The organism is Paractinoplanes lichenicola (genome assembly GCF_016785085.1).
In the GTDB taxonomy this organism is placed as follows: Bacteria; Actinomycetota; Actinomycetes; order Mycobacteriales; family Micromonosporaceae; genus Actinoplanes; species Actinoplanes lichenicola.
Genome location: NZ_JAENHO010000004.1, coordinates 770,743 through 783,934, shown reverse-complemented (window position 1 = coordinate 783,934; position 13,192 = coordinate 770,743). Strand labels below are relative to the sequence as shown.

Below are 13,192 nucleotides of genomic sequence, written 5' to 3'. Positions count from 1 at the left end.
ACGGCAGTCAGCTCATGTCGAGCAGGTCGAGAAGTTCCTCGTTGTAGAAATCGTCGATGGAGATCGCTCCCGACAGCGTCGAGAAGTAGCGGTCGATCTGCTCCTGGTGACCGACCAGCTTTCGCAGCATGTCCGTGCGGCCTTCGGGCTTGAGCTCGGCCACGTTGAGAGCGCCCTGGTAGTGGTTGAGGGCCTCGTTGCTCAGGCTGGTCTCGTAGCGCCGCAGCGCCGACCTGAGCGCCCGGTCGTCGTACAGCTCGTCCCCGATCAGCTCGGTGAGCGTCTGCGCCTGAACCCAAGCCTCGGTGATGCCGCGCGCGGTGATCGAGTCCTTGTGGGTGACCGCGTCGCCCACCAGCACCCAGCCCGGCCCGTACGCCTTGCGGAAGTAGTTCTCCTGGTGGCCGGTGCCGTACATCTGCTCGACGCGTTCGCCGTCCTGCATACGCTCGTACAGTTCCGGCGCCGTCGTCCGGAACGCGTCGAGGTAGGAGGGTTCGACGTTCTTACGAATCACGCCGTAGTCGCTCTGCGGGAAGTACGACATGAGCAGCGTGAGATCGTTGCTCGTGGGCAGGACGCCGATCCACCGGCCCGGCCGCTCGTACAGCTCGAAGTCCGCCGGCACGTTGGCCCAGTAGCTGTAATAGACGCAGGTCAGCCGCGCGTGCTCGATGACGTTGGGCGCGCCGGTCTTGCGGGCGACCAGCGAACGCATGCCGTCGGCGCCCACCACCAGCCGGGCGCGCTCGGTCGTCTGCACGCCGGCCGGCGTCGTGTACTTCACGCCGACGACGCGGTCGTCCTCGAAGATGAGGTCGTTCACCGCGCACGACTGCTGGAAGTCCACCCCGGACTCGGCAGCGCCCTCGGCGAGGAGCGGGTCGAGCACGAACCGGCGCGGCGCGTACGTCGTCCGCAGCCCGTCGATCGGCAGCGAGAAGCCTTCCACGCGGACGCCGTCGGCCTCGTAGATCTGGTGGGTGATGGCCTGGGTATCCGTGGCGCGCAGCTTGTCCAGCAGCCCCCACCGCTGCATCAGCGCCACGCCCTGCAGGTGCAGGTAATGCGAGGAGAGCGTGTCGGCCGGGAACTTCGCTTTCTCCAGCAGCAGGACTCGATAGCCCTGACGCGCGAACAGCATGGCCGTCGGCGAACCCGCGCAACGGGCACCGATGACAATAACGTCGTACATGGCGCCTCTCTCACAATCCAGATTCGTTGATGCGTGTAGCGCGGCCATCCCGTCGGCGGGACGGCTGCGGGCGTGCGGTCATTGCGTCGCGAACTGCTGAGACTGGAGGTACGCCGTGATCGACGCGACGGTCGGGTTGCGGAACAGCTGGTCGATCGGCACCTCGACGCCGAACTCCACGATGAACGCCCGCTGAATGCCGACCATGATCACGGACTGCCCACCGAGGGCGAAGAAGTCGTCGTCCAGACCCACCTCGTCGCGGCCCAGCTCGCGGCACCAGATAGCGCGTACCAAATCGGTTGTCATCACGGCCCTTTCGATGGTCATCAGATCGAGGCAACGGTGCGGAGCCGGTCGAGAAGCGCCGCGCGGTCGACTTTCCCGTGCGGGCTCAACGGCAGTTCGGCGATAGTGCGGAAGCCGGCCGGAACCATGTTGCGAGGCAGCGACTTCAGCAGCTGGGCACGCACCTCGTCCACGTCGAGGCCGGCCCCGGTGGGCACCAGGAACGCGTTCAGCTCGCAGTCGCCGGCGTCCGTGCGGACCACCACCACGGCGGCCTGCTGGATCCCGGGCAGCCGGCCGAGCGCGCGTTCGATGTCGTGCGGGTCGATGCGCATGCCGCGCACCTTCACCTGGTTGTCGATCCGGCCCTGGATGATGAGCTCGCCGGCGTCGGTGACGTAGCCGCGGTCGCCGGTGCGGTAGAGACGCACCTGTTCGCCGTCCACCTCGATGGCGGTGAATCGCGCCGACTCGGGGCCCGATCCGTTGAGGTAGCCGGAGCCCACGCTGCGGCCGGCGATGCAGATCTCACCGGATTCGCCCGCTGAGACGCCGGTCAACTCCTCGTCGACGATGTGGATGTCGGTGTTGTACCCGGGCCGGCCGACCGGGGCGATGTCGTGCTCGCCGCGGCGGTAACCGGCCAGGTCGTACGAGGTCGCGACGTCGGCGCACTCGGCCACGCCGTACTGGTGCAACAGCGTGCAGTTGTTGCCGGGCTGCCCGGCCCAGCCGAGCAGCCGCTCGACGTGCAGCGGTTCGCCGCCGAAGAGCACGTAGTCGAGCCGGGTGAGCGCGTCGCCCTTGACGGCGACCTCCCAGTCCACCAGGACGTAGAGCGTCGACGAGGCGCAGTGCACCACACGGATGTCCTGGTCCCGCAGGATCCGGTAGGCCATTGCGGGGTCGAAGTTCCGGCTCGCGAGCAGGTACTGGGTCGCGCCGCAGAACAGCGGCGCCATCAGGCTGCGCTGGGAGAGGTCGAAGCCGAACGCGCTGACCACCAGGTTGTTCGATGCAGTGCCGAGGCCGTATTCGAGCTGCAGCCAGTTGAGCAGGTTGAACCAGTTCTCATGCCGTACGGCGGTCAGCTTCGGCGTCCCGGTCGAGCCCGACGTGAAGACCGCGTAACAGACGTCCTCGCCGGTCACCGTGACGTCCGCGGCGGTCGCCGGCAGCGCGGCCAGCTCGCCGGCGGACTGCGCGAGGTCGAGAATCGGCGCGGTCGCGACGTCAACCAGGTCCACCGTGGCCGGCGACGCGACGATCGCGGCCAGCCCGGGAATCTGCCCGAGCAGCAGGCGCAGCCGCTCCTGCGGGTAGGCAGGGTCGAGCGGCACGTAAGCGGCGCCCGCCTTGAGCGTGCCCAGAATGGCGACCAGCATGTCGAACGAATAGTCCAGGCAGACGCCGATCTTCGTGGCCTGCCCCTGCCCGTCGCGGGCGAGCCCGCGCTCGAGGAGCAGGTGGGCGAACTGGTTGGCCCTCGCGTTCAGCTCGCGGTAGGTGAGGCGCTCCCCGGCCCAGCAGACGGCGATCGCCTCAGGGTTGGCCTCGGCGTGCGCCTCGAATCGCCGGTGCACGACCGGCTGTGCGGGCAGAGGGGCTCGTTTTCCCCGAAGAATCATGAAGGAACTCCGTTGTGACGGGTAGCCGGCCGGCAAGGCAGCCGAGCGACCGCGGAAGGAGGGTGACCGGGAATCGTCAGGCCGCGCGCCGGTCCGCCGCGTCGAGCACGCGGGTGACCCATTCCTCGACGGACAGGTGGTCCGTGGCGGCGAACTTCGCGTAACAGTCCCATTGGCTCGCGGACACTTCGATGGTGAGCTTGATGGTGGACCGGCGGCGTTTCCCGGCACCGGCCGACTCGGCCGGCGACGGAACCGCCTTGATCGGCTCACCTTTGGTCACGGGCGCCTGGGTCTCCTGGCTCCGCTCGGCGAGGCTGCTACGCACCGCCTTACGGAGTTCGTTGCGCGACCACTTCTGCTGTTCGGCCTTGCGCAACCAGTAGTCCTGCTCCGAGGGGGGCAGGCGGGCGAGCTCGGCGTGGTGGGCGAAGCTGAGGCTGTCGTGCCGGCGGCCCTGCTCGAACCGCCGGGCCACCCAGGTGTAGTTGCGCAGCGTCTGATAGTCGAGCCCGGTCCGCTCGATCGCCTCCCGGTACCGCCGCCAGCCGTAGGCGGCCTCACCGAAGACCAGCCAGTCCGCGAGCCACCAGGCCGACGAGTTCGCCAGCTCGCGCAGGCTCGTCCCGAGCTGCTCCCAGGACCGCTCCGACAGATTCTGCGGAAAGAGCATCCCCGACTTCAACACCGTCGCCTGTTGCCCGGCAAACGACACGACGACGTCGTTCTGTGTGAAGCCGTCGTTGCCGCCAACCGCTTTCTTCTGATTGTGGTCGATGGCTCGCAAGGATGTCCCCCCGTCCGACCGCCTCATTTTGCTTCGGTCAGCCTGTTCATGTACTCCGCCACTCCCCGGTGCGCACCGTCCGCTTCCTGGAAATGGCGGCACACCCGCTCACGGGCATCGCTCTTCTGTTCCTGGCTGAGTTTGAAAATGGACTCGGCGCAGGTGACGGTGAAGCGGAACGCGCCGACCCCCGGCAGGATCCGGAGAAAGTGACCAATTGATTCGGCCTGGTCCCAGCCGCCGCCGAATTCGGCCTCCAGGGTCGCGGACGTGGCACTCACCACCGACAGCGTCTCGTCGTGGGAGTCGATCGGCTCGACCACCCCGCGCAGTTGCACAGCGGTGTAGTTCCAGGTCGGCGCCGCCGGGCCGAACTCGTAGTGGGCCGGCGAGACGTAGCCGTTCGGGCCGCTGAAGCTGAGCACCGCCGGCATCCCGGAACGCATCGCCTTCCACTGGGGGTTGGCCCGGTTCATGTGCCCGGCCAGCGTGGAGCCGATCAGGCCGGCCGGATCCGCGGCGGGCTGCCGGGGGTCGGTGATGATCGGCAGGTGGGTACCGAAGGGCCCGTCCTCGTCGCCGCCGTTGGTCATCAGCAACGCGAGCGGATGGCGCCGGATCAATTCCGAGATCCACCGGGCATCCGGCTCTCGATACATGGCAGGCACAAACATGGTGTTCCGCTCCTGAGGCTAGGTCCGGCGAGGTCAGCTCTGCGCCATGGCCTCCCGCAGGCTGCGCGGGCGCAGGTCGGTCCAGTTCTGTTCGACGTAGGCGAGGCACTCGGCCTTGACGTCGGCGCCGAAGACGACCCGCCAGCCGGCCGGCACCTCGGCGAAGGCCGGCCACAAGGAGTGCTGGTCCTCGTCGTTGACCACGACGTAGAAGCTGCCGTTCTCGTCGTCGAAGGGGTTCGTGCTCACGTGCCACCGTCCTTGAAACGTCAGGGAATGACTCGGCATTTGTTTTCGCCCGGCTGTTACATTTGCTGCCGACGAATTGGCTGAATGCCAGAGTACGGTTTGATCGCCCACGTGAGTCAAGGCGATGGCCCCCCTTTCCGCAGGCCGCACACCCCGACCCGATCGCCGGAAATACCCCGTCGCAAGATCGCTTTCCCGAACCCCTATCGCCCACCCCTGACCCCTATACCGACTCGGACAGCATCGACATATCACTGAAAACCAATACGCTCGTCACAACGCACCATGCTGAAGCCACCATCACCAGAGAGGACGGTGCCCGATCAGCGACAGTGCAGCAATCAATCGGATGTCAGAATCGGATCGGCTGCGATCCGAGTCCGCAAGGATGGTGGAGAAGTGAGCATGTCAGCGATTTCCGTCTCGGGCCTGCGCAAGACGTATGGCGACAAGGTAGTGCTGGACGGCATCGACTTCGATGTCCCGGCCGGATCGATCTTTTCCCTGCTCGGCCCGAACGGCGCGGGCAAGACCACGACCGTGAACGTGCTGACCACGCTGCTGCGGGCCGACGCCGGGTCGGTGCGGATCGGCGGGCACGACGTGGCGACCGCGACCAAGCGAGTGCGCTCGCTCATCGGCGTCACCGGTCAGTTCGCCGCGGTGGACGAGCTGCTGTCGGCCCGGGAGAACCTGCAATTGATGGCCGACCTGAAGCGCCTTCGCCCGAGCGACCGGGTGATCACGGGGCTCCTCGAGCGGTTCGATCTCGTGGAGTCGGCGGACAAGATGACCGCCACCTACTCCGGCGGCATGCGTCGCAAGCTCGACCTGGCGATGACGCTGGTCGGCAACCCCGAGATCATCTTCCTGGACGAGCCGACGACGGGTCTCGACCCGCGCAGCCGGCGCACGATGTGGAGCATCGTCCGCGAGCTGGTCGCCGAGGGCACCACGATCTTCCTGACCACCCAGTACCTCGAAGAGGCCGACCAGCTGGCCGACCGGATCGCGGTGCTCAATCAAGGCAAGCTGGTCGCGCAGGGCACCCCGGAGGAGCTCAAGCGCCAGGTGCCCGGCGCTCACCTGCAGCTGCGCATCGGCGGTCTGAGCGACCTTCAGCTGGCGGCGCGCCTGCTGCCCGGCTCCACCAGCGACGACGACGAGCTGACGCTGCGCGTGCCGCACGACGGCGAGCCGCGGTCGCTGCTGGCCCTGCTGAACCGGCTCGACGAGCACGGCATCGACCTTGTGGAATTCTCCGTCCACACTCCCGACCTGGACGACGTGTTCCTTTCCCTGACCGACCAGAACATCACCAACAACCTGCGAGAGGAGGCGATCGCACGATGAGCGCCGTCGCGACGTCACTGGGCGACTCGGTCGTCATGCTGCGCCGGAATCTCAAGCACACCCTGCGCAACCCGACCACGGTCTTCAACGCGATCCTGTTCCCGATCGTCATCATGCTGATTTTCGTCAAGGTGTTCGGCGGCGCGTTCGACGTCGGCTCGAGCTACATCGACTACGTGACGCCGGGCCTGCTGGTGATGGCGGTCGGCTACGGGCTGAGCGCCACCGCTGTCTCCGTGAACTCCGACATGACCACGGGCGTCATCAACCGGCTCAAGGTCATGGACGTGTCCCGGGGTTCGGTGCTGACCGGTCACGTCGTCGTGACTGCCCTGCGCTGCCTGTTCGCCTGCGCGGCCATCATCGGGGTGGCGTTCGCGCTGGGCTTCCGCCCCTCCGCCGGCGCTCTCGACTGGCTCGGCGTGGTCGGTCTCGTCTCGCTGCTCGGCTTCGCGGCCGCTTGGCTCACGGTCGCACTGGGCCTGGCCGCCAAGTCCGTCGAGACGGCCGGTATCGCCACCGTCCCGCTCATCATGCTGCCGTTCCTGAGCAGCGCGTTCGTGCCCGCCGAGTCGATGGGCTTCGGCCTTCGTCAGTTCGCTGAGTACCAGCCGTTCACGCCGATCATCGAGACGCTGCGCGACCTGCTCTTCGGCACTCCCTCGACCGGCACCGCGATCGTCGCCATCGCCTGGTGCGTCGGGCTGGCGGTCGTCGGCTACGTGTGGTCGGTCTCCACCTTCAACAAGCGGGCCTGACCTTCAGGTCCACAATCCCCCGCCGCCTCGGCTGCTTCCCCCGCAGCCGAGGCGGCGGACTCTTGTGCCCCGCTCTCCTCTGAACCCCTAGCTGAGCAGGGAAAAGAGGGGTTCCGGGTGCGCACCGACCGCACCTAGCGTGGTTTCATGCACCATCAAACGGCGACGATTCTCGTGGTGGAACACCTGAACCGCGCGGCCGCCCACCACGATGACGGCCACGTGACACGCGACGACGTCGACACCGCGATGCGGCTCGGCTGCGGTCTTCCGTACGGTCCCCTCGCCCACCTCGACGAGCTCGGCATCGACGTCGCACTCGCGATCCTCGACGACGCCGGCGTCCGTCCCGCATCGATCCTCACCCGGATGGCCCGTGACGGCCGGCTCGGCCGTCACGTGGGTCACGGCTTCTATGACTACAACTCCCCGCAGGGCGCCCGGCCGAACTCCGGCAAGCTCCAAGAATCGCGCCCGCTACGCCGCCTCGGCGTCGTCGGGTCGGGCACGATGGCCCGCGGGATCGCCCAGGTCGGTGCCGTGGCCGGACTGCAGACCACAATGGTGGCCCGGACCGGCGAGCGGGCCGCGCTGGCCCGCGAGCAGATCGGCCGCTCGCTCCGCTCCGCGGTCACGCGCGGCCGCCTCGGCGAGCCGGAACGGGCGGCGGCCGAGCAGCGGCTGACCGCTTCGGCCGGCTACGCCGCCCTGGCCGATTGCGATGTCGTGGTCGAGGCCGTCGCGGAGGACACGGACCTCAAACGCCAGGTCTTCGCCGCGCTGGGCGCGGTCTGCCGGCCCGGCGCGGTCCTCGCCACCACCACCTCGAGCCTGTCCGTGGCCGCCTGCGCGGCCCCGGCCGGCCGGCCCGCCGACGTGCTCGGACTGCACTTCTTCAACCCGGCGCCGGCGATGCGGCTGGTCGAGATCGCCGCCACCGCGACCACCGGGGCGGGCGCGGTGATAACCGCGCAGGCGCTGGTCCGGCGGCTGGGCAAGGTTTCGGTGCGCAGCGCCGACCGGTGTGGGTTCATCGTCAATTATCTGCTCTTCAGCTACCTCAACGACGCGGTCGCCGCGCTCGAGCGGGGCGAGGTCGTGGCCGAGGAGCTGGACACCGCCATCCGCACCACGTTCGGTTACCCGATGGGCCCGTTCGCCCTGCTCGACACGATCGGGCTGGATGTGTCGCTGGCCATCCTGCGCCGGTTGCACGCCGAGTTCGGCGAGTCGTGCTTCGCCCCCGCACCGATCCTGGCCGAGCTGGTTGCCGCGGGGCAACTGGGTCGCAAGACCGGTAGCGGCTTCCTCACCTTGGCTCCCCAGTTCCGTCCAGAGCAGCAGCTGCTGGCCGCCGTCCCAGGAGGTACCTCGTGAACGCAGATTTCGCCGAGGCGGTGGTCGCTGCGCCTGACACGGCGGCCGTCGCCGCGCTACCGGTCCCGGAGTACTACCGGGCAGCCGTGCTCCTCGAAGACGATCAGCACATGTTCGACGACATCCCGATCGCCGACCGGGAACCGGCCAAGGCTCTGCACCTGCAGGACGTGCCGACGCCGGAACCGGGGCCGGGTGAGGCGCTCATCGCCGTGATGGCCAGCGCCGTCAACTACAACACGGTGTGGAGTGCGCTGTTCTCGCCGGTGCCCACGTTCGCCTTCCTGCGCCGGTACGCCCGCACCGGCGGGCTCGCCGCCCGGCACGCGCAGCCCTACCACGTCATCGGCTCGGACCTGGCCGGCATCGTGCTGCGCACCGGGCCGGGTGTGCAGCGCTGGAAGGCGGGCGACCGCGTGGTCGCCCACTGCCTCTCGGTGGAGCTGCAGCACCCCGAAGGCCACGATGACAGCATGCTCGACCCGGAGCAGCGCATCTGGGGCTTCGAGACGAACTTCGGCGGCCTCGCGGACCTGGCGCTGGTGAAGGCGAACCAGCTGATGCCGAAGGCCGGTCACCTGACGTGGGAGGAGGCCGCCTCCCCCGGCCTGGTCAACTCGACCGTCTACCGGCAGCTGGTGTCGCATCACGGCGCGAGCATGCGCCTCGGCGACAACGTGCTCATCTGGGGCGCCGCCGGCGGGCTCGGCTCGTTCGCGGTCCAGTACGCGCTGGCCAGCGGCGCGAACCCGATCTGCGTGGTCTCCAGCGCCGAGAAGGCCGAGGTGTGCCGGCGGATGGGCGCCGAGGCGGTCATCGACCGTGGCGCCGAGGACTACCGGTTCTGGAGCGACGACACCACCCAGAACCCGGCCGAGTGGCGCCGGTTCGGCCAGCGCATCCGGGAACTCACCGGCGGCGAGGACCCGGACATCGTCTTCGAGCACCCCGGCCGCGAGACGTTCGGCGCGTCCGTATACGTGGCCCGTCGCGGCGGCACGATCATCACCTGCGCCTCCACCAGCGGCTTCGAGCACCAGTACGACAACCGTCACCTGTGGATGAACCTCAAGCGCATCGTCGGCACGCACTTCGCCAACTATCGCGAGGCCTGGCAGGCCAACCGGCTCATCGTCCGCGGCCGCATCCATCCGACACTGTCGGTCACCTATCCCCTCGACGATGTCGGCCGCGCCGTCGACGACCTGCACCACAACCGGCACCAGGGCAAGGTGGGCGTGCTCTGCCTGGCGCCGGGCGAGGGCGGCGGCGTCGAGAACCCGCAGCTGCGGGAGCAGCACCTGGACGCGATCAACCGGTTCCGGCCGCAGGCGGGGAGGTCGGCGTGAACGGGCCCGACAAGCGCTGGTTGCGCCGCTACCACCCCGATTCGGCGAACGACGTCACCCTGGTGTGCCTGCCGCACGCCGGTGGCTCGGCCAGCTTCTTCTATCCGGTCTCGGCGGCGCTCGCCGGCTCCGTCGACGTCGTCGCCGTGCAGTACCCCGGGCGTCAGGACCGCCACGACGAGCCACAGGTCGGCAGCATCGCCGAACTCGCCTCGGCGGTGGCCGAACAGGTGACCGCGCTCGGCCCGCGACCGATCGCGCTGTTCGGGCACAGCATGGGCGCGCTCGTCGGCTACGAAGTCGCACGCCTGCTCGAGCGCACCGTCAACCCGCCCGTCCATCTGTTCGCCTCCGGCCGCCGGGCTCCGTCCACGAGCCGGCCGGCGGCGCCGATGATCCACCGGCTCGACGACGACGGGCTCGTCGCGCACGTCCAGCGACTCGACGGTGACGCCGGCGTGACCGCCGCGCTGGAGGATCCCGACGTACGCGCCATGGCGTTGCCCGCGCTGCGCGCCGACTACCGGGCCGTGGAGACCTACTCGGCCACCGCGGGCCGGCCGCTGTTCTGCCCGATCACGGTGCTTACCGGCCGGGACGACCCGGTGGTCAGTGCCGCCGAGGCGGACGCGTGGCGGATGCACACGGTCGGCACCTTCGAGTGCCTGACGTTCCCGGGCCGGCACTTCTTCGTGGCCACCTACCGCGACGCGATCCTGTCCGCGATCGAAGACCGCCTGTGCCTGGTACCGACCGGATCGGCCGGGGCCCCGTAACTCTCTCGGCCGACCCCAGAATCGGGCGTTGCGGCCTTCCCGCCGCATCGGGGATGAATACGCTGATATGAGACCAGCACGGCCCCCCACCCCCCTCGCACCGGAAGGTGACCCATGAGCGAGAACCCCGTAGAGGTCGTCGACCTCCACAAATCATTCGGTTCCGTCAAGGCGCTCGACGGCCTCCGGCTGACCGTCCGTCCCGGAGAGGTCGCCGGGTTCCTCGGCCCCAACGGCGCCGGGAAGTCGACCACGATCCGGGTGCTGCTCGGGCTGCAGCGCGCCGACTCCGGCACCGCCCGGCTCTTCGGTGGCGACGCCTGGCGCGACGCCGTATCGCTGCACCGCCGGCTCGCCTACGTACCCGGTGACGTGAGCCTGTGGCCGAATCTGACCGGCGGCGAGACGATCGACTACCTGACCAGGCTGCACGACTCCGCGGACGGCCGGTCGGAGCGCAGCAGGCGCAAGGCCGAACTGCTCGAGCGCTTCGAGCTCGACCCGACCAAGAAGGCGCGGACGTACTCCAAAGGCAACCGGCAGAAGGTGGCGCTCGTTGCCGCCTTCCTGATCGACCCCGAGCTGTACATCTTCGACGAGCCCACCTCGGGGCTGGACCCGCTGATGGAGGCGGTCTTCACCGAGCAGGTCCAGCAGGTCAAGAACGCCGGCAAGGCGGTGCTGCTCTCCTCGCACATCCTCAGCGAGGTGGAGAAGCTCTGCGACACGGTCACCATCATCCGCGGGGGACGTACGGTCGAGTCCGGCACGCTGGCCGAACTGCGGCACCTGACCCGCACCGCGGTCAGTGTCGTGGTCACCCGGAACCCCGCGGCGATCGCCGGGCTCCCCGGGGTCCACGACGTCACCGTCTCCGAAGGCGAGGGTGTGTCCACAGTCGACCTGTCCGTCGACAACGCCCGGATGGGCTCCGTCCTGACCGCGCTGGCTGACCTGGACGTACGCGGGCTCACCGCGACGCCGCCGTCGCTGGAGGAGCTGTTCAGGCGTCACTACGGCGGCAACGCGGCCGCCGACGAGTCCCGTCGCCTCGAGGTGGTGTCCTGATGAGCGCGCCGACCCTGAACGCCACCCGGCCGGTCCCGGCCGGCCGCACCATCCCCACCGCGAAACCGGCCGGAACCGCCGCACTGGCCGGCACCGGGTATCTGCTGCGCTTCATGCTGCGGCGCAACCGGGTCCGGCTGATCGCCTGGACGGGTTCCCTGGCACTGTTCTGCGGCTACTACGTGGTCGCGATCGGGGCTGTCTATCCCAACGCCGCCGACCGGCAGAACCGCGCCGCCTCGATCGGCAACGCCGGTGGCACCCTGCTGGCCGGGCCCGGCTACGGGCTCGAGGATTACACCGTCGGCCGGATGTTCGCCAACGAGATGTCGCTGTGGCTGATGGTGCTGCTGGCGACGATGAACATCTTGCTGATCGCGCGCAACACCCGTGCCGAGGAGTCGAGCGGGCGTCTCGAAATGGTCCGCGCCCTGCCCGTCGGGCGCCACGCGGGCAGCGTGGCCGCGTTCCTGGTCGTGGTGATCGCCGATGCCGCCTTCGTGCTGTTCGGCAGCCTGCTGATGATCGGCTCCGGGAAGCTCGCCGCGACCGACACGGTCGTTCTGCTGACCGGTGTCATGCTGACCGGGCTGGTCCTCGCCGGCATCACGACGGTGACCGGCCACCTGACCGTGCACAGCCGCGCGGCCTCCGGTCTCGCCTTCGCCGTCCTCGGCGGGGCGGTCCTGATCCGCGGCATCGGCGACATCCAGCAGGTCCACGGCAGCTGGCTGTCCTGGCTCTCCCCGATCGCCTGGGCCCAGCAGACCAGGCCGTACGCCGAAGTGCGGCTCTGGCCGCTGGGCCTGAGCCTGGCGGCGATCGCGATCACCCTGGCCGTGGGCGCGGTGCTGGCCACCCGGCGTGACCTCGGCGGGGCCCTCCTGCGCGGGCGGATCGGACCGGCCGCCGCCGCGCCGTCGCTGGCCACGCCGTTCGCCCTGGTCTTCCGGCAGCAGCGGAGCGCCCTGGTGTGGTGGCTGGTGGGGTGCGTGGCGATGTTCGGTCCGGCCGGGCTGTTCCTCGGCACCGACTCCGGCGCCTCGTTGCAGGACATCGCCACGCAGAACGAGCTCACCTCGACGATCTTCGGCGACGACCCGATCGCCGCGTTCCTGGCCATCATGATGCTGCACAACGCACTCGCGGTGGCGATCTTCACCACCGCGGCGGTGCTGCGGATCAAGCCGGAGGAGGACGAGGGCCGCCTCGGCCTCGGCCTGTCCCGGTCGACGTCGAGGACCGCCTGGCTGCTCGCGCACCTGTCGGTGGCCGGGATCGGCGCGCTCGTGCTGCTCTTCCTCGGTGGCGCTCTGCCGCTCTGGGTGGGATCGTCGCTCTCCGGCGGCCACACCGCGCTGCCGACCCTGCTGGCCAGTGCCGGGGCTTTCGCCCTCGGCGTCGCCGTGCTGATCACCTTCACCACCGCGCTCTACGCCTGGGCTCCCCGGCTGAGTCCCCTCGCCTGGGTTTTGTGCGCGTTGGTGGTGGTGGAGCGGTTCTTCGGCACGGTGCTGCACCTGCCGGCCGCGGTCAAGGTCCTTTCGCCGTTCTGGTGGGTGGGCGACTATCCGAAGGCCGACCTCGACCCGGTCCACCTGATCGCCCTCGGCACGGTCTCGGCCGTGCTGGCGGCCGTGGCCGTCACCGGTTTCCGGCGGCGTGACCTCGCCGCGGGCTGAGCCGCGAC

13 protein-coding genes are annotated in these 13,192 nt (G+C 69.2%); 7 read left to right on the top strand and 6 right to left on the bottom strand.

Annotated features, from left to right (window positions below; all coding sequences use genetic code 11):
* Positions 1-7: 7 nt before the first annotated feature.
* The 6 genes from JKJ07_RS17255 to JKJ07_RS17230 form a co-directional block, all read right to left on the bottom strand.
* Positions 8-1,195 carry an NAD(P)/FAD-dependent oxidoreductase gene (locus JKJ07_RS17255; protein WP_202992562.1) on the bottom strand — a complete coding sequence of 396 codons (1,188 nt, stop codon included), beginning with the start codon at positions 1,193-1,195 and terminating at the stop codon, positions 8-10.
* A 78-nt stretch (positions 1,196-1,273) separates the two neighbouring features.
* Positions 1,274-1,504, bottom strand: coding sequence for an acyl carrier protein (locus JKJ07_RS17250; RefSeq protein ID WP_202992561.1), 231 nt, complete (start codon positions 1,502-1,504; stop codon positions 1,274-1,276).
* A gap of 20 nt (positions 1,505-1,524) precedes the next feature.
* Positions 1,525-3,111 carry an amino acid adenylation domain-containing protein gene (locus tag JKJ07_RS17245; RefSeq protein WP_202992560.1) on the bottom strand — a complete coding sequence of 529 codons (1,587 nt, stop codon included), beginning with the start codon at positions 3,109-3,111 and terminating at the stop codon, positions 1,525-1,527.
* A 76-nt stretch (positions 3,112-3,187) separates the two neighbouring features.
* Positions 3,188-3,898: an LmbU family transcriptional regulator gene (locus tag JKJ07_RS17240; RefSeq protein ID WP_236029020.1), complete on the bottom strand. Its 711-nt coding sequence runs from the start codon at positions 3,896-3,898 to the stop codon at positions 3,188-3,190.
* A 23-nt stretch (positions 3,899-3,921) separates the two neighbouring features.
* Positions 3,922-4,572, bottom strand: coding sequence for an FMN-binding negative transcriptional regulator (locus JKJ07_RS17235; protein WP_236029019.1), 651 nt, complete (start codon positions 4,570-4,572; stop codon positions 3,922-3,924).
* Positions 4,573-4,605: 33 nt separating this feature from the next.
* Entirely contained in the window at positions 4,606-4,821 is a 216-nt protein-coding gene (locus tag JKJ07_RS17230; RefSeq protein ID WP_202992558.1) for an MbtH family protein, read from the bottom strand.
* Positions 4,822-5,220: 399 nt separating this feature from the next.
* Between JKJ07_RS17230 and JKJ07_RS17225 the strand changes: the two genes are divergently transcribed.
* From JKJ07_RS17225 to JKJ07_RS17195, 7 genes are all read left to right on the top strand, one after another.
* Positions 5,221-6,174: an ATP-binding cassette domain-containing protein gene (locus tag JKJ07_RS17225; protein ID WP_202992557.1), complete on the top strand. Its 954-nt coding sequence runs from the start codon at positions 5,221-5,223 to the stop codon at positions 6,172-6,174.
* The gene (locus JKJ07_RS17220) at positions 6,171-6,932 is read left to right on the top strand and encodes an ABC transporter permease (RefSeq protein ID WP_202992556.1); all 762 of its coding nucleotides are present in this window, start codon (positions 6,171-6,173) and stop codon (positions 6,930-6,932) included. The genes JKJ07_RS17225 and JKJ07_RS17220 overlap by 4 nt, the downstream gene beginning before the upstream one ends.
* Before the next feature lie 147 nt (positions 6,933-7,079).
* On the top strand, positions 7,080-8,309 hold the full coding sequence (locus JKJ07_RS17215) for a 3-hydroxyacyl-CoA dehydrogenase family protein (RefSeq protein ID WP_202992555.1): 1,230 nt from the start codon (positions 7,080-7,082) through the stop codon (positions 8,307-8,309).
* A complete protein-coding gene (gene ccrA, locus JKJ07_RS17210) occupies positions 8,306-9,658 on the top strand; it encodes a crotonyl-CoA carboxylase/reductase (protein ID WP_202992554.1) in 1,353 nt (450 codons plus the stop codon). Before JKJ07_RS17215 ends, ccrA begins: the two co-directional genes overlap by 4 nt.
* Positions 9,655-10,434, top strand: coding sequence for a thioesterase II family protein (locus JKJ07_RS17205; RefSeq protein ID WP_202992553.1), 780 nt, complete (start codon positions 9,655-9,657; stop codon positions 10,432-10,434). Before ccrA ends, JKJ07_RS17205 begins: the two co-directional genes overlap by 4 nt.
* Positions 10,435-10,548: 114 nt before the next feature.
* Positions 10,549-11,502: an ABC transporter ATP-binding protein gene (locus JKJ07_RS17200; RefSeq protein ID WP_202992552.1), complete on the top strand. Its 954-nt coding sequence runs from the start codon at positions 10,549-10,551 to the stop codon at positions 11,500-11,502.
* Entirely contained in the window at positions 11,502-13,184 is a 1,683-nt protein-coding gene (locus JKJ07_RS17195) for an ABC transporter permease (protein ID WP_236029016.1), read from the top strand. Before JKJ07_RS17200 ends, JKJ07_RS17195 begins: the two co-directional genes overlap by 1 nt.
* The last annotated feature ends 8 nt before the right edge of the window (positions 13,185-13,192 follow it).